The organism is Novosphingobium sp. (assembly GCF_030699305.1).
GTDB lineage: Bacteria > Pseudomonadota > Alphaproteobacteria > Sphingomonadales > Sphingomonadaceae > Novosphingobium.
The window spans coordinates 19,722-38,096 of the sequence record NZ_JAUYNB010000038.1; the positions used below are offsets into that span (position 1 = coordinate 19,722).

At 63.9% G+C, this 18,375-nt stretch carries 21 protein-coding genes and 1 tRNA gene; 12 read left to right on the forward strand and 10 right to left on the reverse strand.

Going from position 1 to position 18,375, the window contains the following annotated elements:
- Positions 1-12: 12 nt before the first annotated feature.
- Both Q8Q53_RS14790 and Q8Q53_RS14795 read right to left on the reverse strand, forming a co-directional pair.
- A complete protein-coding gene (locus Q8Q53_RS14790; protein ID WP_305702554.1) occupies positions 13-1,128 on the reverse strand; it encodes a hypothetical protein in 1,116 nt (371 codons plus the stop codon).
- Positions 1,129-1,209: 81 nt separating this feature from the next.
- Positions 1,210-1,608: a hypothetical protein gene (locus Q8Q53_RS14795; RefSeq protein WP_305702555.1), complete on the reverse strand. Its 399-nt coding sequence runs from the start codon at positions 1,606-1,608 to the stop codon at positions 1,210-1,212.
- Positions 1,609-1,787: 179 nt separating this feature from the next.
- Here Q8Q53_RS14795 and Q8Q53_RS14800 point away from each other — a divergent pair, with 179 nt between their 5' ends.
- The 4 genes from Q8Q53_RS14800 (at position 1,788) to Q8Q53_RS14815 (ending at position 5,603) form a co-directional block, all read left to right on the forward strand.
- Positions 1,788-2,693: an RHS repeat-associated core domain-containing protein gene (locus Q8Q53_RS14800; RefSeq protein ID WP_305702556.1), complete on the forward strand. Its 906-nt coding sequence runs from the start codon at positions 1,788-1,790 to the stop codon at positions 2,691-2,693.
- An 869-nt stretch (positions 2,694-3,562) separates the two neighbouring features.
- The gene (locus Q8Q53_RS14805; RefSeq protein ID WP_305702557.1) at positions 3,563-3,901 is read left to right on the forward strand and encodes a transposase; all 339 of its coding nucleotides are present in this window, start codon (positions 3,563-3,565) and stop codon (positions 3,899-3,901) included.
- Positions 3,883-5,211 carry an RHS repeat-associated core domain-containing protein gene (locus tag Q8Q53_RS14810; RefSeq protein WP_305702558.1) on the forward strand — a complete coding sequence of 443 codons (1,329 nt, stop codon included), beginning with the start codon at positions 3,883-3,885 and terminating at the stop codon, positions 5,209-5,211. Before Q8Q53_RS14805 ends, Q8Q53_RS14810 begins: the two co-directional genes overlap by 19 nt.
- Positions 5,208-5,603 (forward strand): hypothetical protein, encoded by a 396-nt coding sequence (locus tag Q8Q53_RS14815; RefSeq protein WP_305702559.1) that lies wholly within the window; start codon positions 5,208-5,210, stop codon positions 5,601-5,603. The genes Q8Q53_RS14810 and Q8Q53_RS14815 overlap by 4 nt, the downstream gene beginning before the upstream one ends.
- 281 nt (positions 5,604-5,884) lie before the next feature.
- Here the strand turns inward: Q8Q53_RS14815 and Q8Q53_RS14820 are convergent.
- Positions 5,885-5,971, reverse strand: a tRNA-Leu gene (locus Q8Q53_RS14820).
- A 187-nt stretch (positions 5,972-6,158) separates the two neighbouring features.
- Here Q8Q53_RS14820 and Q8Q53_RS14825 point away from each other — a divergent pair.
- The gene (locus Q8Q53_RS14825; RefSeq protein WP_305702560.1) at positions 6,159-6,383 is read left to right on the forward strand and encodes a hypothetical protein; all 225 of its coding nucleotides are present in this window, start codon (positions 6,159-6,161) and stop codon (positions 6,381-6,383) included.
- 9 nt (positions 6,384-6,392) lie between these two features.
- On the opposite strand, the gene Q8Q53_RS14830 is transcribed toward Q8Q53_RS14825, so the two are convergent.
- Positions 6,393-7,244 (reverse strand): zinc-ribbon domain-containing protein, encoded by an 852-nt coding sequence (locus Q8Q53_RS14830; protein ID WP_305702561.1) that lies wholly within the window; start codon positions 7,242-7,244, stop codon positions 6,393-6,395.
- 158 nt (positions 7,245-7,402) lie between these two features.
- On the opposite strand from Q8Q53_RS14830, the gene ftsE reads away from it, so the two are divergent.
- Genes ftsE through Q8Q53_RS14855 form a run of 5 tightly spaced genes read left to right on the forward strand, consistent with a single transcriptional unit; the run spans position 7,403 to position 11,583 of the window.
- Complete coding sequence (ftsE, locus tag Q8Q53_RS14835) at positions 7,403-8,143, forward strand: cell division ATP-binding protein FtsE (RefSeq protein ID WP_305702562.1); 741 nt, start codon at positions 7,403-7,405, stop codon at positions 8,141-8,143.
- 4 nt (positions 8,144-8,147) lie between these two features.
- Positions 8,148-9,089, forward strand: a complete 942-nt coding sequence (locus Q8Q53_RS14840; protein ID WP_305702563.1) for an ABC transporter permease — start codon at positions 8,148-8,150, stop codon at positions 9,087-9,089.
- Positions 9,089-9,619, forward strand: coding sequence for a YdcF family protein (locus Q8Q53_RS14845; protein WP_305702564.1), 531 nt, complete (start codon positions 9,089-9,091; stop codon positions 9,617-9,619). Before Q8Q53_RS14840 ends, Q8Q53_RS14845 begins: the two co-directional genes overlap by 1 nt.
- A gap of 3 nt (positions 9,620-9,622) precedes the next feature.
- Complete coding sequence (locus Q8Q53_RS14850) at positions 9,623-10,327, forward strand: 1-acyl-sn-glycerol-3-phosphate acyltransferase (RefSeq protein WP_305702565.1); 705 nt, start codon at positions 9,623-9,625, stop codon at positions 10,325-10,327.
- A complete protein-coding gene (locus Q8Q53_RS14855) occupies positions 10,324-11,583 on the forward strand; it encodes an NRAMP family divalent metal transporter (RefSeq protein ID WP_305702566.1) in 1,260 nt (419 codons plus the stop codon). The genes Q8Q53_RS14850 and Q8Q53_RS14855 overlap by 4 nt, the downstream gene beginning before the upstream one ends.
- Here the strand turns inward: Q8Q53_RS14855 and Q8Q53_RS14860 are convergent.
- Both Q8Q53_RS14860 and hisC read right to left on the reverse strand, forming a co-directional pair.
- Entirely contained in the window at positions 11,580-12,494 is a 915-nt protein-coding gene (locus tag Q8Q53_RS14860) for a prephenate/arogenate dehydrogenase family protein (protein ID WP_305702567.1), read from the reverse strand. The two genes, Q8Q53_RS14855 and Q8Q53_RS14860, sit on opposite strands and share 4 nt — an antisense overlap.
- Positions 12,491-13,585 (reverse strand): histidinol-phosphate transaminase, encoded by a 1,095-nt coding sequence (gene hisC, locus Q8Q53_RS14865; RefSeq protein ID WP_305702568.1) that lies wholly within the window; start codon positions 13,583-13,585, stop codon positions 12,491-12,493. The genes Q8Q53_RS14860 and hisC overlap by 4 nt, the downstream gene beginning before the upstream one ends.
- 67 nt (positions 13,586-13,652) lie before the next feature.
- On the opposite strand from hisC, the gene Q8Q53_RS14870 reads away from it, so the two are divergent.
- The gene (locus Q8Q53_RS14870) at positions 13,653-14,762 is read left to right on the forward strand and encodes a homoserine O-acetyltransferase (RefSeq protein WP_305702569.1); all 1,110 of its coding nucleotides are present in this window, start codon (positions 13,653-13,655) and stop codon (positions 14,760-14,762) included.
- The gene (gene metW, locus Q8Q53_RS14875; protein WP_305702570.1) at positions 14,759-15,349 is read left to right on the forward strand and encodes a methionine biosynthesis protein MetW; all 591 of its coding nucleotides are present in this window, start codon (positions 14,759-14,761) and stop codon (positions 15,347-15,349) included. Before Q8Q53_RS14870 ends, metW begins: the two co-directional genes overlap by 4 nt.
- Here the strand turns inward: metW and fdhD are convergent.
- The 4 genes from fdhD to Q8Q53_RS14895 all read right to left on the reverse strand — a co-directional run bounded on the left by fdhD (position 15,341) and on the right by Q8Q53_RS14895 (position 18,339).
- On the reverse strand, positions 15,341-16,054 hold the full coding sequence (gene fdhD / locus Q8Q53_RS14880) for a formate dehydrogenase accessory sulfurtransferase FdhD (protein ID WP_305702571.1): 714 nt from the start codon (positions 16,052-16,054) through the stop codon (positions 15,341-15,343). The genes metW and fdhD overlap by 9 nt on opposite strands.
- Positions 16,055-16,104: 50 nt before the next feature.
- Positions 16,105-16,482, reverse strand: a complete 378-nt coding sequence (locus Q8Q53_RS14885; RefSeq protein ID WP_305702572.1) for a VOC family protein — start codon at positions 16,480-16,482, stop codon at positions 16,105-16,107.
- 61 nt (positions 16,483-16,543) lie between these two features.
- Entirely contained in the window at positions 16,544-17,845 is a 1,302-nt protein-coding gene (locus tag Q8Q53_RS14890; protein ID WP_305702573.1) for an MFS transporter, read from the reverse strand.
- A 50-nt stretch (positions 17,846-17,895) separates the two neighbouring features.
- A complete protein-coding gene (locus Q8Q53_RS14895) occupies positions 17,896-18,339 on the reverse strand; it encodes a MarR family winged helix-turn-helix transcriptional regulator (protein ID WP_305702788.1) in 444 nt (147 codons plus the stop codon).
- Positions 18,340-18,375: the final 36 nt, after the last annotated feature.

Consider the following 18,375-nt stretch of genomic DNA (forward strand, 5'->3'; position numbering starts at 1 on the left):
CGCATCCGGTAGTCAGAGTTTGTAACGCAGCACAGCCGCAAGCGCCGCACCCGCTGGCAGATCGGTACCGCGCACACCCATGACGCGGGCACCCGTGGCCAGCGCCCGGCCCGCCAGTTCGTCGATCAGGTCATAGCTGGCGGCGCCAGCGTCGGCCACGGTGATGTTGCCATCATCGTCCATGGTGCCGGGCTGGTTGGCGTCGATATCGACCAGCAGCAATTCGATTGCGCCCTGCGCGGCGGCGCGGGCAGCATGGGCCAGATCGGTGGTGGCGCGGCCTTCACCCGCACGCTGGGCGTGCAGATCAAGCGCCGCAGCAATATCGGCGGCATAGTGTGCATCCAGGATCGGGCGGCTGACTTCGGCCAGTTCAGCGTCGGTCAGCCGGTCGGGACTGGCAGAAATGCCCTCCGCGATCAGGCCCGGCGCACTGGCCAGCCCGCGAAAGATCGCGGCCAGCGGATCGGCCGCCGCCAGAATAAGCGGGGTATCACGCCCGGACAGGACGGGTCGCAGGGCGGCGTCCACCTTACGGGCGAACGCGCGCAGGAGGAACGTCTGGCCTTCCGCATTGGCAATCCGGGTGTTCTGGGTAAGGTTGTTGATCGACGCCTTGCCAGCCGCCGCAGCGGCGCTGGTGGGCAGGCCGGCAACCTTGATCACCACCGGCGGCGCATCAGCAAAGATTTCGATCAGGCGCACCGCGTTCTCGGACAGCGCCAGCACATAGGCGTGCTGGGAAAAGGCGACCGCGCGCAGCAGCGGGGTCAGGTGGTAGCGATCCGATACGGCGGCCAGTTCATGCACGCTGGTCGCCAGGCGGAACGTGCGGACCGTGTCGGGCGTCGCCAGGATCGCCAGCGAGTGCGCTTGCATCTGCCAGAAATCGTCGTCCTCGCGCAGCGCCTGGACGTGCTCTTCCAGCGTGGCGCGCCGCCGCTTGTCGAACTCTTCGGCGTCGAGCTGCGCGAGTGCATCTTTCAGCAGGTTGCCCAGCAGGATCCGGCTGGCATCGGAATGCTGGCCGTGCGGGGTGGTCGGAAGATAGATCGAAACCGCAGCATCGGCCCGGACTGCGATCAGGGTGCGCAATTCGCTAAGCGAGGGAACATCGACGTGGAGCATGGTTGGTATCCTGTTGCGCTCTGGCAGAGCGGCGGGAAGGTCTGGTCCGCCACGGTTCGGGTGCGTGGCGGCGGGCAGGCATCAGTTGCGGGGATCGGTGCCCACTGCCGGCGGCCCGACCCGGACCGCGGTGTAGGCGGATTCAGCCTGCTGCATCTGCGCCGTGCCGTCCGCGATCAGGCGTTCGCCCTCGGCTTTTGCCACTTGGGCCTTGCGCAGCTGTTCTTCAGCCTTGATCATGTCGGCGCGCGCCCGGGCCAGTTGTTTCTCGGCATTGATGGAACTGCTGCTGCCCTTGTCGATCAGCCGCTGGCCCTGCTTGACGTCCCGCTGGCCGTCCGACCACGCCGCGCCATAACTGCCGATCGTGCTGCCACGCTCTGAAATGCGCTGACCCACGTCCATCGACGACGACCCGGTGCTGGAACACGCACCAAGCACCAACGGAGCGGCCATCGCCATAATGATGTAATTTTTCATGATAAATTCCTTGAATAGCAGCAGGACCGGCGCATCAGAAGGTGTTCGAGCGCCAAAAAATAAATAATATCAACGGTTTTCATTATTAAAATCGCAGAACGATATTATTTCCCCTACAAATTCAGATATAGGAATTATGTGAATAATTACAATACACGGGCTTGTGATTATCCCGGTACGTGGAAGCTTTAAGTGTCGGAAAGGACGTTGCCGGACTGCGATATGATCCGCTGGAGGGCAGCGCGTTCAGCGACAGTGCCGAGCGGCTGCTGCGCAGCGACTGGCAGGGCAGCACAGTGCTGGCGGTCAACCGCTATGACGAATACGGCATCCCGCAAGGCACCAACGCCGGGCGGTTCCAGTACACCGGCCAGGCCTGGTTGCCAGAGCTGGGCATGTACCACTATAAAGCCCGCATGCACTCGCCCACCCTCGGTCGGTTCATGCAAACCGATCCCATCGGGTACGGGGATGGGATGAACTGGTATAATTATGTACGCGGCGATCCGGTGAATTTTGCCGATCCGACGGGTTTGTGGACCGTTCCGGGCACTTGCAAAAATGGTTCGCAGCCCGTTCCCGACTCACGTCGCCGTGAAGGATATCGCTGCGATCCGCATCCTACGTACATTGCCCCTGATGAGATTACAGAAAACTCAGCTGGTGGAGGTGATGGCGGCGGCCTGCCGGGGGATATATTGGTTGTGGCGCCGCAAAAGGAGCAAACGCCTGAGTGTAAGTATCTATCCGATCGCTCTGCCGCTGCGAAACGCAATTTGCCTTCCTATGTAGGATCGCCTGCAGTTTGGAATGATGCCGCTGCGCTCCAAGGCTACCAGAACATGTACGCCAGCGATGCGCGGTGGTTTGCTGCTACGGGCGATTTGCTGGGCGCCTCAGGTGTCGCTGCTGCTGCAAAGCCTCAAACGCTATTTGGGAGGTTGGTGGGCGGATCCGTTGGTGCAGCTGCATCCCTAGTGGTGGGCAAAGGTGCATCAATCCAGCAGGCCAGATACGAGCAATGGGTTCGAGACATTCAGGTCAGAATCGATGACCTCAGAGTACAATCTCGGGGAGGATGTTGAAATGAGGAATATTGTCTCATCCAAAAAATCAATAGCTTTGATTTATTCATTCATAATTTTGATCACGTTTCTGTATAGGCAAGTCACATATTGTGGATCTTCGTATCCTAATATGAGCATGCCACAGATTGCATGGGGTGCTGCGCACAGCATTCCTGATCTTCTGGCAGTGTCATTCGTCTTATTATGTGCAGACTTGTCCGCTGGCGAATTTTTCCCCCATAATCGCTGGATAAAGCTTACTGCTGTTTTCTTATTTGTTGCATTTTTGGCGTCTTTAATATATTATTTATATAACAATCTCAATCTTCCGGCGTATTGCCATGGAAGTAACTTCCAAAAATAATAAGGTCGCCGCAAAAGGGATTGTCAGAGCGTATTATAGATACTTTTTGCGGGATCGGAAATGTTGGTGCGGGCGTTGGCGGTGATCTCTATCCCGCTGGTGGTGGAGGTTCGCTAAGTGGCCGAATAACTATTGACCCCGCGCGAGGCCGCATTGCGATTGGTGGTACAGGCGGCGTCGACCCGGCGTAGGCGGAGGAGCGGGGCCGCTTATCACGAGATCAACTCCATATTCCTCTGGTGCCGGAGTGCTCCAAGTTAGCGCTGGCGCTTGCGTCGGGGGCGCCTTTGTGGTCGCAGCGGTCTTGTCAGGTTAGTCTCACCGCACGAGATACGCCCCATCAGGCAGGATTTAGGCGCACGCCCCGGACGCAGCGCTCCATTCGGCAAATGCTGCCGCGCGAAAGATGCGCATGGTCTTACGGGAAACGAGGTGACGCTGGATTGCGAAGGTGTTGTAGATTGTAATTCCGGGGACACTATACTAAATTGACGCAACACCTCTCGGCGGGCAATGTATCGGGATGGCCCGGCTTGCCCGCATCGTGATTCCCGGGGTTGCGCACCACGTCACCCAGCGTGGCAACCGCCGGTTGCCAGTGTTCTTCGGTGACGATGATCGGCGGGCCTACCTTGCGCTGATTGCCGAAGCTTGCGCTGGTCAGGGCACGCGCTGCCTGGCCTGGTGCCTGAAGGATAACCATGTTCACCTGATCCTCGTGCCTGCCAGCGCGACGGCCTGCGGGCGACCCTTGCCGAAGCACATCGGCGCTACAGTCGGCGGATCAACTTTCGCGAGGGATGGCGCGGCTATCTGTTCCAGGGGCGCTTTGCCAGCTATCCGATGGACGACGCCCACCTGATGAAGGCGGTGCGCTATGTCGAAAAGGATCTGGCCGGAACAGCCAATGATCTGACGATCAATGGTCCTGCGCCAGGCGCCCAAATCGCCTACATTCCCTCTGGCCAGATCAAGACTCTGACCCGCAGCAACGACAGCTATGCCTGGACAGCGCATTATAACGTCAATCGCAATTATGGCGTCAATGGCCTCAACCAGCTGACCACAGCCGGGGCGACGGCGCTGGGTTATGATTTGCGCGGCAATCTGACCAGTTCCGGCAGTAGCCTCTACGCTTACACCAGCGAGAACCGGCTTGCGACCGCCCCCGGCGGAGTAATGCTGTATTACGATCCGACCGGACGCCTCTCGCGGATAACCCAGGGCGCAAATACCACCAGGTTCGAGCATATCGGACCACGCCTGGTGATCGAGCGCAACGCTGCGGGAACCATCCTGCGCCGCTATGTCCATGGTCCGGGCGATGATGAACCCGTGGTCTGGTACGAGGGCTCAACCCTCACCACCAAACGCTGGCTCCACGCGGACGAGCGGGGCAGTGTGATCGCCCTAAGCGACGCCAGCGGCACCTCAATTGCGACCAACCGTTATGACGAGTATGGAATCCCGCAGAGCGCAAACAGCGGGCGGTTCCAGTACACTGGCCAGGCTTGGATCGCAGAACTCGGGCTCTATTACTACAAGGCCCGGTTCTACTCGCCCACCCTCGGCCGGTTCATGCAAACCGATCCCATCGGATATGACGATGGCATCAACTGGTATGCCTATGTCCGGAATGATCCGGTTAATGGAATCGATCCGACGGGGATGGAGAAAGATCTGTTGGATCGACTCGGAGAGACAGCCGAGAAGGTCCGCGCCTCAATCAGTGACACAAAGGATAAGGTTGTTGGCTCGCTCAGCGATACTAAGGGCAAGTTAGTCGAATCTCTCGGAAACACGAAAGACGCAGTTGTCGATTCCTTGGTCGTCACGGTGAATGAAACGGTGGCCATATTGCCTGGGAGCGGGGTTTCAAATGTGGACGGAAATCCTGGCGTAACTGGGCCAGCTAACGAAACACTCCGAGGTGAAACTTCATCTAAAAGCTACGATGCTAATGGTAATGTGACGAGAGAAACCAATCGAGGTCATGGAGGCGGTCAACCTCGGATCGAGCAGAAAACTCACGGACATGACTGGCAATCGCCCGCGCCAGATCAGAAGCCGACGCATCAGGATCGAGACACTGGACGACGGCCCCAGCTTGACGATCCTCCAAAGCCACGGGGTCCAAGTCTGATATCGAGAATTAGGAGTTGGTTGAATTGAGTTCCGAATTTAACGATCTTCATGATTACACGCTCGCGGCATGGTCAGTCGATCACGCCTCTTGGACTATGGTCTTCGATATCTATCAGCCTGAGCAATCGGTTCATCAGACTTTCGAAGGCGTGCGAAATTGGTATGTAAACGCCGTTCGCAGTCCTGTAGGCGTGTTGGAGTTGAGAGCTTGGGAGATCAATCCCACTCTGCTGGATGACCATATGGCCCTTCAGTCTTGGACCCGGCTGTTCGGCTACGAATGTAGTTCGGATAAGATACGGGCCTACGCCATCCCGATAATTGAAGAAAACCTTGGCAACCAGCTGGTTATGATCGAGACCGTTGACGGAGGCACGGTTGATTTGATTTGCGAACGATTGGGGCAACGTTCGCTTTAAGTCTACGACTCTATTTTCCTCGTCGAATTCCGGGGACACCGAATTCCGGGGACACTATACTAAATTGACGCAACACCTCTCGGCGGGCAATGTGTCGGGATGGTCCGGCTTGCCCGCATCGTGATTCCCGTGCTCGCCGTTATGGCGCACGGGCCGATGAGCCATGGAATCCGTGCGGACCCACCGACAGGCTACCAGGATCGCGCTCGCGCTGACGCAGCCGCAGGTTGCTACCCGCTGCCGCCTGGGCGTCCCTTCAGGGAAAGTCATTCCGGACTGATTGGTGCGGTCGAGAAGACTCGAACTTCCACGGGCTTTCGCCCACAACGACCTCAACGTTGCGCGTCTACCAATTCCGCCACGACCGCTAAATCATCGGAGCGCCAGCGCGGCTCCGGGGGGGGTAGGAGCGCGCCCTTAGCAAAGGGTATGGGGCGCTGCAAGCGCTGTTGCCGGTAAACATGGCGGTAAGCTGTATGCGCGGCACTGTTCCGTGCGGGGACACTGCGGAATCCGGCATTGTGCGGATGGTGAATGCGGCGTTCACCATTGGGCATGTCCTTCGCGCTGCTCCTGTCCGTGCTTGCCGCAAGCGTTTCCGCGCCGGGCGCAATTCCGGGTGCCGTGGGCCGCGCACCGGTCGGCATATCGGCAACCGTGACTGTCAGCGCCGAGATCCTGCGGTTTGAAACCGCCACCCCGCTGACCGGGCCTGAGCGTCAGGTTCGCAAGGTGCGCCCGCGCGCTGATAGCCGGATCATCATGGTGGAGTTCGAATAGCGCGGCGGATCAGCCGGGCTTCCAGCCGAACTGCGCCTTCACGGCCGACTTTTCGACCGGGACCAGCGCTTCGTTGACCGAAACGCTTTCACCCGGCGCCAGGATGCGCTTGGCCGGACGGATTTCGGCGGTGCGGACGATCTGCCCGCGCGGGCCGCGCAGCACCACCAGGATGGTGGGCACACTGCGCGATTTTTCCGAGATGTTGGTCACTTTGCCGTTTACGCCGAAATACCAGGTGCCGTTCGGCAGCTGGCGGCGGTCTTGCTGCTTGGCCGGGAAATCGAGCTTCAGGCCCGGCTGGGCTTCGGCAAAGGTCGGCCGGGCGAACGGCATCCAGTCTGGCAGGCCATACCAGGCGGTGGCCCCCACCGCGCCCAGCGCAACCACGGCGAACAGCGCGGCTGCCAGCGTCCACATCCGGGCCGGATTGCGCCGGGGACGGAACGGCGGTTCGTAATCGAAGCTGGACCGGCTATCGTCAAAGTCCGAGGCATAGGCCGGATCGGCGAAGACCGGCCGGGCGGGCGCATCATCGTCCCGGCGCAGCGGCGGGGGCGGCGGCAGCGGTTCTGCCTCCGGCTCAGGCTCCGGCTCAGCCGGATCGGCAGCGAACGCGGCGGGCATCGCGCGGGCTGGGGCGGGTTCAGGTTCTGCCGCCGGAACTGGCGCAGGCGCAGGCGGAGCGGCCGGGGCAGGCGCTGCCACCGGTTCCGGGCGGGCGACGGGAGGTGTCAGGTCTGGCCCGTCCTGAAACCAGCTGTGGCGGCATTTGGCGCAGCGCACGGTGCGACCTTCCGCGCCCACGGCACTGTCGGGGACGACATAGCGGGTTGAGCAGGCGGGGCAGGAAATAATCATGGCGTCACCGTTAAGCATGTAACGCGGCGCGGCAAGCGCTACGCTGCAAATGTTGCGCGGCTAATCCCTTTTTTCCACATGGATTGGTCGCTATAGCCGCTCAACGCATCGGCGCGCCGACGCGCCCCGCAACTTCGCACCGGACCGGTCCCAGATTGATGAACAGCACCGCCACCGGGGAAATCGTCCAGTTCGACAACGTCGGCTTGCGCTATGGCTCGGACCGCGAGGTGTTGAGCGACGTGTCGTTCACGCTCTATCCCGGCACATTCTATTTCATGACCGGGGCGAGCGGCGCGGGCAAGACGTCGCTGCTGAAGCTGCTGTATCTGGCGCAGCGCCCGTCACGCGGGATGATCCGGCTGTTCGGGACCGATGCGATTACCCTGCCGCGTGAGCGTTTGCCGGGCTTCCGGCGGCGGCTGGGCGTGGTGTTCCAGGATTTCCGGCTGGTTCCGCACTTCTCCGCGTTCGACAACGTCGCGCTGCCGCTGCGCGTGGCCGGGGTGCCGGACCGCGAACTGACCAAGCCGGTTGCCGACATGCTGGAATGGGTTGGCCTCGCCGACCGGATGCACGCCCAGCCCGCGCAGCTGTCCGGCGGGGAGCAACAGCGCGTGGCGATTGCCCGCGCGGTGATCGGGCGGCCGGAACTGCTGGTTGCCGACGAGCCGACCGGCAACGTCGATCCCGACATGGCGATCAAGCTGCTGCGCCTGTTCGAGGCGCTGAACCGGCTGGGGACGACCGTGGTGGTCGCCACCCACGATGTCCACCTGCTGCGCAAGGTCCCGGATTCGCTGATCATGCGGCTGGACAAGGGGCGGCTGTCCGATCCGACCGGCGCGCTGCGCTATCCCCCGCGCCCGCACGCCGCCGCGCGGCCACGGGAGGATTGAGGCGATGGCGCTGCAACTTCCCGCCGGCGTGCACGCGGCAATGGCGCAGGGCTGGCGCTCGGTGTCCGGCACCGGGCAGAGCGAACTGATCCCGCAGACACGGCTGTCCGGGCCGATGCCGTGGGTGATCGCGATCATGGTGGCGCTGACGGTGATCGCGGCGGCAGCGGGGCTGTCGTTCAGCAACACCGCGCGCAATGCGGCGGACGAGCTGTCGGGCGGGGTGACGGTCCAGATCGTCAACGCCAACCCGGTCGAGCGTGACCGGCAGGCGGTGGCGGCGGTCGGGCGGCTGCGCCAGATTCCCGGTGTGGCCGATGCCAACATGGTCTCGCAGGCCGAGGTTGAGCGCCTGATCGAGCCGTGGCTGGGCACCCGCGCGGCCGGGGATGAGGCGATTCCCGTGCCCGCGCTGGTCGATGCGCGGCTGCGCGATCCGCTGACCGCCGAAACGCTGGGCGCGCTGCGCCGCGCGGTCCGCGAGGTCGCGCCCGATGGCCGGGTCGATGGGCAATCGAGCTGGTTGAAGCCGGTGTTCAGTGCAATCGATTCGCTGCAATGGCTGTCACTCGCGCTGGTCGGCCTGCTGGCCTTCGCCACATCGGCGGCGGTGCTGCTGGCGGTGCGCAGCGCGCTGGGATCGAACCGCGAAACGATCGAGATCGTCCACCTGCTGGGCGGCACCGATGCGCAGATCGCGCGCGTGTTCCAGCGCTCGGTCGGGTTCGACGCGGCGGGCGGCGGCGCGGTCGGGCTGGCGCTGGGGCTGGTCGTGGTGCTGTTTCTGGGGCAGCGGTTTGCCGAACTGGGGGCCGGACTGGTCAGCAGCGGCGCACTGGGCTGGCTCGACTGGGTGCTGCTGGCGCTGGTTCCGGCCGGCTTTGTGCTGCTCGCCATGGTCACCGCGCGGATCACCGTGATCCGCACATTGAAGCGGATGCTGTGATGCTGGCCCGCGCACTTTCGCTGGCCCTTATCGGCTGGATCCTGGGGTTCCTGTGGTTCGCGGTGGCGCTGCCGCAACCGGTCGGGGCGGGCCGGGCGGACGGCGTGGTCGTGCTGACCGGCGGCAGCGGGCGCGTGGCGCGCGGGCTGGAAGTGCTGGAACGTGGCTGGGCGGAACGAATGTTTGTGTCCGGCGTTGACCGCGATGTGAAACCGCATGAATTCGCCATCGAATACAAGGTCAACTCGGCCCGGATGGCGTGCTGCGTCACGCTCGGCTTTCAGGCGACCGATACGATGAGCAATGCCGATGAAACGGCAGCCTGGGTCAAGGGCCAGCGAATCCGCACGCTGCGGGTGGTGACCAATGACTGGCACATGCGCCGCGCGCTGCTCGAACTGGGGCAGACGCTGCCCCCGGACGTGGCGCTGATCGCCGATGCCGTGCCGACCCGGCCGTCGCTGCGCACGCTGTTCACCGAATATCACAAGCTGCTGGCGCGGCTGCTGACGCGCGGCTGGAGGGGTTGAGTGATGGCCGTCGTGCGCAGCCTGCTGTTCTATTTCGTGTTCTATCTGGGCAGCATCTATCACGTGGCCGGATCGGCCGCGCTGATCATGCTGGGATCGCGCAACACGTTCCGCCGCGTGGTGGAAGACTGGGCGCGCTGGCACCGCTGGTGCGCGCGGGTGTTGCTGGGGATTCAGCAACGGATCGAGGGGACGATTCCATCGGGCCAGGTGCTGGTCGCGTTGAAGCATGAAAGCTTTTACGAAGCGATCGACCTGCCCGCGATGTTCGAACGTCCGTCGGTGTTCGCCAAGGCGGAACTGATGCGGATCCCGATGTGGGGATTTGCAGCGGATCGCTATGGGCTGGTCGGGGTTGAGCGGGAACACGGGGCGAAGGCCCTGCGCGCGATGCTGACGGCGGCGAAAAAGTATAGCGCCGATGGCCGTCCGCTGCTGATCTTCCCGGAAGGAACCCGCATTCCGCACGGCCAGCGCGCCGAATTGCAATCGGGGTTTGCCGGACTCTACAAGCTGCTGGGCCTGCCGGTGGTGGCCTGCGCGATCGATTCCGGGCCGCTGTATCATCGCCGCTGGAAACGGGCCGGGACGATCACGTTCCGCTTTTCCGATCCGATCCCGGCCGGTCTGCCGCGCGCCGAGATCGAGGCGCGCGTGCAGGATGCGATCAACGCACTCAATCCATCAGACCCGCCAGTTCCGGCATGACCCAGCCGGAACAGCCGCGCTCGGCATTCGAAGTGCTGGGGCCGGGGCTGGTCACGGGTGCGGCGGATGATGATCCCAGCGGGATCGGAACCTACAGCCAGGTCGGTGCGCAGTTCGGTTATGGCATGGCATGGACCATGTTCTTCGGCTTTCCGCTACTCGCCTCGATCCAGGCGATCTGCGCGCGGATCGGCGCGACCACGGGCAAGGGGATCGCCCGGAACCTGCGCCAGCATTATCCGCTTGCGGTGCTGCGGGTGGTGGTCGTGTTGCTGCTGATTGCCAATGTCATCAATCTGGGGGCCGATCTGGGCGCAATGGGGGCGGCGCTGGCGCTACTGCTGCCGGGGCCGGTGCTGGGCTATACCGCTGCCTTCGGGGTGGTCAGCGTGCTGCTGGAAGTGTTCGTCAGCTATAACCGCTATGCCAGCATCCTGAAATGGGCAACGCTCTCACTGTTTGCTTATGTTGGCGTCGTCTTTGTGGCCGATGTGCCGGTGGGTGAGGCGCTGCGCGCGCTGGTGATGCCCAGCTTCACGTTCGACCGCGAACACGCCATGGCGCTGGTTGCGGTGTTCGGCACCACGATCAGCCCCTACCTGTTTTTCTGGCAGGCCGGGCAGGAAGTTGAGGAGCAGCATCGCCGCCATATCAAGCCGTTGCACGTTTCCCCGCGCAGCAAGGCGGTGGCGGAATTGAAGCGGATCCGGACGGATACGCTGGTGGGCATGGGGATTTCGCACCTCGTCGCGTTGTTCATCATCGTGGCCACGGCCGCCACGCTTCACGCGAACGGCGTGCGCGACATCACCAGCGCGGCGCAGGCGGCCGAGGCGCTGCGCCCGATCGCAGGGGATCTGGCGTTCGCGCTGTTCGCCATCGGGATCATCGGCACCGGGCTGCTGGCTGTCCCGATCCTGGCGGGCAGCGCGGCCTATGCAGTCAGCGAGACGTTCGGCTGGGCCGAGGGACTGGACCGCAAACCACGCGAGGCCAAGGCATTTTACGGGGTGATCGCTTTCGCTACGGCGGGCGGGGTGGCGCTGAACTTCATCGGGATCGACCCGATGAAGGCGCTCTACTGGGCTGCGGTGGTCAACGGGTTGCTCGCCCCGCCGCTGATGGTGGTGACGATGCTGATCGCGCAGAACCGCAAGGTCATGGGCAAACTGGTGATCTCCCGCGCGCTCGCCTTCGGTGGCTGGCTTTCGACAGCGGTGATGTGGATCGTCGCGGGCGTGTTCCTGCTGTCCTAATCGCGTCCGTGATCGCTGCGGCCAAAGTCGGGCCGGGCGTCGTCCTGCCCTTCCTCGATGATCGAGCGGCGAATGTCGCGGGTCCGGGCAAACTGGTCGAACAATGCCTGCCCGTCGCCCACCCGGATCGAGCGTTGCAGTGCGGTCAGGTCTTCGGTGAAGCGCTGGAGCATTTCCAGCACGGCGTCCTTGTTCGACAGGAACACATCGCGCCACATCGTCGGGTCGGATGCGGCAATCCGGGTAAAGTCGCGGAAGCCCCCGGCGGAATACTTGATGACTTCGCTTTGGGTCACGCCTTCCAGATCATCGGCGGTGCCGACGATCGTATAGGCGATCAGGTGCGGCAGGTGGCTGGTCACGGCCAGCACCAGATCGTGGTGCTGCGCGTCCATCAGTTCGACCTTGGCGCCCAGTGCTTCCCAGAACCGGCTGAGCGCGGCGACTTGGCGCGTGTCGGCGTCGGCGGGGGGGGTGATGATGCACCAGCGCTGCTGGAACAGGTTGGCAAAGCCCGCGTCCGGCCCGGACCGTTCCGTCCCGGCGACCGGGTGTGCGGGGATCACAGCGACGCCGGGCAGCGCTTCGGCCAGCGCCCTGGCGACGAACTGCTTGGACGATCCGACATCGCTGACCACCACGTCGCCGCGCAGCGCCGGGGCAATCGCGGCGGCGGCTTCGCCCATCGCGCCTACGGGCACGCACAGGATCACCAGATCGGCATCGCGCACTGCGTCCTCAGCCGTTTCGCACACGGTGTGGACCAGCCCGCGCGTCGCGGCGCGGGCGCGGGTGGCGGGGTCGGCGTCCCAGCCGGTGGTCTGCACATCGGGCAGGAAGGCCTGCACCGCCAGCCCGGTCGAGCCGCCCAGCAGGCCAAGGCCGATGATCGCGACGCTGCGGAAACTCACTTCGCGGTCTCCGCCATTTCGCGCAGCGCGGCGGCGATTTCGTCCATCTGCGGCGCGGTGCCGATGGTGATGCGCAGCGCCTGACCGAGGCCCTGACCCGGCAGCCAGCGCACGATATAGCCGCGCTCGGCCAGCCCGTTGTAGGCGGTTTCCGCGCTCAGCGCGCCGCCGAACAGGATCAGCACAAAGTTTGCCTCGCTCGGCAGCGGGCGCAGGCCGTGGTTGCCGAGGGCTTCGAGCGCCGCGACAAAGCGCGCGCGCTCTGCCCGGTTGTGGTCGCGCGCGTGGGTGACGAAGGCCTGATCGGCCACCGCCGCCAGCGCCATCGCCTGCCCGGTGTTGGACACGTTGAACGGTCCGCGGATCCGGTTGAGGGTCGCGATCAGGTCCGGCGCGCCGGTGGCCCAGCCGATCCGCTCGCCCGCCAGCCCGTAAATCTTGGAAAACGTGCGCGTTACCAGCACGTTGCCATGCGCCTCGGCCAGCGCCAGCGCGCCGTCATCATCCGCCGCGGCCAGATATTCGGCATAGGCCTGATCGACCACCAGCAGGACATCGGCGGGCAGCGCGGCGTGGAGCCGGGCGATATCCCCCTTGGGCAGGAAACTGCCGGTGGGGTTGTTGGGATTGGCGATGAACACCACGCGGGTCCGCTCGCTCACCAGCGCCAGCAGTGCATCGACATCGGCGCCGAAATCGGCATCGGGGGCGACCACCGGAACCGCCCCGCAGCGCCGCGCGGCAATGTCGTAGACCGAGAAGCTGAAGCGCGAGAACAGCACCTCATCGCCCACGCCCGCATAGCCCTGCGCGGCCAGGTTGAGCAATTCGTCCGAGCCGGTGCCCATCACCACCCGCGCCGGGTCCAGCCCATGCACGGCGGCGATGGCGGTGCGCAGCGCGGTGCTGTCCGGATCGGGATAGCGCTCCGGTGCGGCCGCGCGGGCGGCCAGCGCGTGCGCGCTGCACCCCAGCGGGTTCTCGTTGGCAGAGAGCTTGATCAGCGGACGACCGTCCGCGCCGGTGCTCTTGCCGGGGACATAGGCATGGATCGCTTCGATCCAGGGCTTCGGAGTGGGTGCTTCAGCCATGATGGCGCGCCTTTAGCAGTCTTCAGCCCGATTGACAGCCCGCTTGGCGTCCCCCAAGTCGGCGATTATGGCGACTGCCGCGATCCTGACTTCCAGCCACGTGCTTGAACTGGCCCATCCGCTGCCCCTTGATGGCGGGCAGAGCCTTGCTGGCGTGCGGATTTCCTATGAAACCTACGGCGAACTCAACGCCGACAAATCCAACGCGATCCTGATCTGCCATGCGCTGACCGGCGATCAGCACGTGGCCAGCCCGCACCCGATTACCGGGAAACCGGGCTGGTGGCTGCGGATGGTCGGACCGGGCAAGCCGATCGACACTGACCGGTTCTTCGTGATCTGTGCCAACGTGCTGGGCAGTTGCATGGGCAGCACCGGCCCGGCCAGCGCGGCGGCGGACGGGCAGCCTTATGCGATGCGCTTTCCGGTGATTACCATCCGAGACATGGTGCGCGGCCATGTCGCGCTGCTCGATGCGCTGGGCATTGTCACGCTGCACGCGGTGGTTGGCGGATCGATGGGTGGGATGCAGGCGCTCAGCCTTGCGGCGAACTGGCCGCAACGCAGCCGCGCGGTGCTGGTGATCGCCTCCACCGCGCGCCATTCGGCCCAGAACATCGCGTTTCACGAAGTTGGGCGGCAGGCGATCATGGCCGATCCAAAATGGCAGGGCGGCGATTATTATCGCACCGGCAAAGGGCCGGAGGCGGGTCTGGCGGTGGCGCGGATGGCGGCGCACATCACCTATCTGTCCGAAGAAGGGATGCACGAAAAGTTCGGGCGGCGGTTGCAGAACCGCACCGCCAAGACGTTCGGGTTCGATGCCGATTTCCAGATCGAAAGCTATCTGCGCCATCAGGGCCTCAGCTTTACCGACCGGTTCGATGCCAACAGCTATCTCTACATCACCCGCGCGATGGATTATTTCGATCTGGCTGAGGAACATGGTGGACGATTGGCCGCTGCGTTCGCGGGCAGCAGCGCGCGGTTCTGTCTGGTCAGCTTCGATACCGACTGGCTCTATCCCACGGCGGAAAGCCGCACGATTGCCCATGCGCTGAACGCAGCCGGTGCGCCGGTCAGCTTTGTCGAACTGTCCGCGCCGTTCGGGCATGACAGCTTCCTGCTGGACGTGCCCGCGCTGGACCGCGTGATTGGCGGGTTCCTGGGGCAATGAACGGTTTGCGCCCTGATCTGGCGGTGATCGCCGCCAATATCGTTCCCGGCAGCCGGGTGCTGGATATCGGCTGCGGCGACGGCGCGCTGATGGCGGCGCTGCGCGATGCCCGCGCGGTCGATGCGCGCGGGATGGAACTGGATTCGCACAACGTGGCCGAATGCGTCGCGCGCGGGCTTTCGGTGATTCAGGGCGATGCCGACGTCGATCTGGAATTCTACACCGATGGCGGGTTCGATTACGCAATCCTCAGCCAGACGCTGCAAACCACCAAGCGGCCCGATCTGGTGCTGGATGAACTGCTGCGGGTCGGGCGCAAGGCGTTCGTCAGCTTTCCCAACTTTGCGCACTGGCGGGTGCGGGCCAGCCTGCTGTGGCATGGCCGGATGCCGGTGACGCGACTGCTGCCGGTGGCGTGGTATGAAACGCCCAACATCCACCACGTGACCGTGCGCGATTTCCGCGAACTGGTATCGGCCAAGGGGCTGACGGTGGAAGGTTCGTGGTTCCTGTCCGGCGATCACGGGATCAGCGATGCGGCGGCCAACTGGCGGGCCGAACACGCGGTGTTCCTGCTGTCACGCTGATCCGTCGTTCACCAGCAGCACGCTGTCAGCGCGGGCCAGCGCCCACAGGCTGAGGCCAGCCGCACGCGCGCGTTCGGCCGCCATGGAGGTCGGCAGGGATACGCAGACCAGCGTGGTCACGCCCCCGCGCACCGCCTTTTCGACGATTTCATAGCTGCACCGCGCGGTCGACAGCACGAAGCCGGGGGAGAGTGGCTGGCCGCTGCGCGCGCAGGCGCCGACCAGTTTGTCGAACGCGCTGTGCCGCCCCACATCTTCGCGCACGCAACCGATTGCGCCATCCGGGCTGACCAGCGCGGCGGCATGGGCGGCCCCGGTCGCGCGGGTCAGCGGCTGGAAATCGCGCAAGCTGCCGAGCGCGCGGAAGATCGCCGCCGGGTCGATCCGGTCATGCGCGGCGACTGGCGGCAGGGCGACATTGATCGCCGCAAGGTTTTCGATCCCGCACAGCCCGCAGCTTGATTCGGCGACACGCGTGCGGACCCGTTCGGTCAGCTTGTCGATGCCCAGACCGGCCAGTGTGGCGCGGACGATCCAGCCTGCGTCGACTTCGGCAATCGCAATGTCGGTGCAATCGGCGGCGCGGCTGATCAGCGCTTCGGCCATGGCAAAGCCGATGGCGAAATCTTCCAGATCCTGCGGTGTGGCCATCATCACCGCATAGGCCAGGCCGTTGAATTCCAGCGCGACCGGAACCTCCGGCACCCAGCTGCGCGAAACCGCGCGCCGGGTGCCGTCGGGCCGATATTCGAGCGTTACATCCGGTGCAGCGCGCAGAGCTTGTTCCCGTCAGGATCACGCAGATAGGCCAGATACAGGCTGCCGAAACCGCCTGCGCGCACGCCCGGCGGATCTTCGATCGCCGTGCCGCCCGCAGCGACGCCGGCCGCGTGCCAGGCGTCGGCCTGTTCCGGGCCGGTCATGGCAAAACCGATCGTGCAGCCGTTGCCCGACGTCGCCGGTTCGCCGTCAATCGGCGGGGTTACCAGGAACAGCCCGTCGTTGTGCATATAGATCAGGCGGCCCTTGTCGTCCTGAATGGCCGGGTTGCCGCCCACGGCGGTGAACAGCGCGTCATAGAACGTCTTCGAGCGGGCAATATCATTGCTGCCCACCATATTGTGTGAATACACGGTGCATCCTCCTTCAGGTTTCGGTTTCGATGCGCAACTTCTAACGCAGGTCAGCGCTGCGTCAATCGTTCCGGAACTTGAGCAGGCCCAGCATCAGCGCCGCCAGCACCGAGCCTGTCGCCATGATGATCGACACGCCCAGCAGGCTCATCCCGCCCTGTTGAAACAGCACGCCGGTCAGGATCGGAGAGCCCGCTGCGCCGATCCGGCCCGCGCCGATGGCAAAGCCGGTGCCGGTCGCGCGGACGTGGGCCGGGAAGCCTTTGGCAAAGGCGGAATAGAAACCCACAATCGCCGCATTGGTGGCAAAACCGGTGCAGAATACGGCCAGTCGCCAGCCTTCCAGCGTGTCGCTGCCCAGCCCGAATACCGCGACCGCCGCTGAACCCAGCAGCAGCATGACGATCGTCGGCGCCTTGATCCCGAACCGGTGCATCAGGAACCCGAACAGCGCGCCGCCGGTTGCTCCGCCGATGTTGGCCCAGACCAGCACGCTCGCCGCTTCGGGCTGCGAATAGCCAAAGTCGGCCACGATCTTGGGCGACCATTTGAGGATGTAATAGAACGTGACCGCGTGGAACGAATAGCCCAGCGTCAGCAGCATGGTGGTGCGCAGCAGGCCGGGCTTCAGGATGTCGAACACGCTGGGCTTTTCGGCTTGCGGCGCGACCGGGGGCAGGCTGTCCACGGCTGGCAGGCGCAAGGTGGCGAGCGATTTGTTGATCCGCGCCAGCGCATCGGCAGGCCGCCGGGTCAGATAGTAATCGGGCGTTTCGGGCACCAGCATCCACACCAGCGGGATGAACGCCAGGGTTGCGATCGCGCCAAATTCGAACACCAGCCGCCAGTCGCCGCTTTTCAGCAGCATCCCCGCAATGATCCCGCCGATGGTCGCACCCAGCGGATAGCCGATCACCATCAGCGACATGGCGGTGCTGCGCCCTTTCAGGCTGGACAGTTCCGCCGTCACCGCGTTGATCGCGGCCAGCATTCCGCCGATGCCAAGGCCGGTGATGAAGCGCCAGATCCCCAGTTCGGTCAGGTTACCCGCCGTCGTGGCCAGATACATGCCCGCGCTCATCACCGTCAGACAGCCCAGGATGGTTACCCGGCGGCCAAACCGGTCCGCTGCCCCGCCCAGCAGGATCGAGCCAAAGCCCATGCCGACCAGTTCCATCGCCAGCACCACGCCCAGCGCATCACGACCGATGCCCCATTCCTTGGCAATGCCGGGGGCTGCGAAGGCAATCGACAGCACGTCGAACCCGTCCAGCGCATTGAGCGCAATCATCAGCGTTACCGCGATCCATTGCCGGGAGGTCATCACGGTGTGGTCGATCAAGGCGCGTGGATCGTTGGTCATGCCTGCTTCCCCAAAACTCTCTGTGCCGATTGGTATTCGCCCGTCGGTCGTTATTCGTGAATCCGCGCCAGCAGTTCCACCAGCGTTTTTACTTCCGCTTCGGTGAACCGGCTTTTGACCCAGTTTTCATGCTCGCGGATGGCCAGCTTGGCTTCGGCCAGCACGGCCTCACCCTCGGCGGTCTGGTAGAGCGCCTGCTTGCGGCCATCGGTCGGCGATTTTTCGCGGCGGAGATAATGGCGGGCCTGCAACCGATTGATGATCGTCATCGTGGTCGCGCGGTCCATCCGCAGGCGCTGGCCCAGGTCGATCTGCGAAATGCCGGGATGATCGGCCACCAGCCACATTACCGACACCTGCTTTTGCGTCAGCTCCAGCTCGGTAAAGGTTTCGGTGAAATGGCGATAGCACGCACCGTGGGCCAACCGGATGTGGAAGCCGACAATATCCTTGATCTCACCGATGTCGCCATCGTCGTGCTCGATTGGCGTCACCGCATCCAAATCATCATCCCTTACCCGCATATCGCT

What these genes read in the sequence shown, in the direction of transcription:
- Q8Q53_RS14790 (WP_305702554.1), bottom strand. Translation starts at nt 1,128, where the DNA reads ATGCTCCACGTCGATGTTCCCTCGCTTAGCGAATTGCGCACCCTGATC.
- Q8Q53_RS14795 (WP_305702555.1), bottom strand. Translation starts at nt 1,608, where the DNA reads ATGAAAAATTACATCATTATGGCGATGGCCGCTCCGTTGGTGCTTGGT.
- Q8Q53_RS14805 (WP_305702557.1), top strand. Translation starts at nt 3,563, where the DNA reads ATGGCCCGGCTTGCCCGCATCGTGATTCCCGGGGTTGCGCACCACGTC.
- Q8Q53_RS14810 (WP_305702558.1), top strand. Translation starts at nt 3,883, where the DNA reads ATGGACGACGCCCACCTGATGAAGGCGGTGCGCTATGTCGAAAAGGAT.
- Q8Q53_RS14825 (WP_305702560.1), top strand. Translation starts at nt 6,159, where the DNA reads ATGTCCTTCGCGCTGCTCCTGTCCGTGCTTGCCGCAAGCGTTTCCGCG.
- Q8Q53_RS14830 (WP_305702561.1), bottom strand. Translation starts at nt 7,244, where the DNA reads ATGATTATTTCCTGCCCCGCCTGCTCAACCCGCTATGTCGTCCCCGAC.
- ftsE (WP_305702562.1), top strand. Translation starts at nt 7,403, where the DNA reads ATGAACAGCACCGCCACCGGGGAAATCGTCCAGTTCGACAACGTCGGC.
- Q8Q53_RS14840 (WP_305702563.1), top strand. Translation starts at nt 8,148, where the DNA reads ATGGCGCTGCAACTTCCCGCCGGCGTGCACGCGGCAATGGCGCAGGGC.
- Q8Q53_RS14845 (WP_305702564.1), top strand. Translation starts at nt 9,089, where the DNA reads ATGCTGGCCCGCGCACTTTCGCTGGCCCTTATCGGCTGGATCCTGGGG.
- Q8Q53_RS14850 (WP_305702565.1), top strand. Translation starts at nt 9,623, where the DNA reads ATGGCCGTCGTGCGCAGCCTGCTGTTCTATTTCGTGTTCTATCTGGGC.
- Q8Q53_RS14855 (WP_305702566.1), top strand. Translation starts at nt 10,324, where the DNA reads ATGACCCAGCCGGAACAGCCGCGCTCGGCATTCGAAGTGCTGGGGCCG.
- hisC (WP_305702568.1), bottom strand. Translation starts at nt 13,585, where the DNA reads ATGGCTGAAGCACCCACTCCGAAGCCCTGGATCGAAGCGATCCATGCC.
- Q8Q53_RS14870 (WP_305702569.1), top strand. Translation starts at nt 13,653, where the DNA reads ATGGCGACTGCCGCGATCCTGACTTCCAGCCACGTGCTTGAACTGGCC.
- metW (WP_305702570.1), top strand. Translation starts at nt 14,759, where the DNA reads ATGAACGGTTTGCGCCCTGATCTGGCGGTGATCGCCGCCAATATCGTT.
- Q8Q53_RS14890 (WP_305702573.1), bottom strand. Translation starts at nt 17,845, where the DNA reads ATGACCAACGATCCACGCGCCTTGATCGACCACACCGTGATGACCTCC.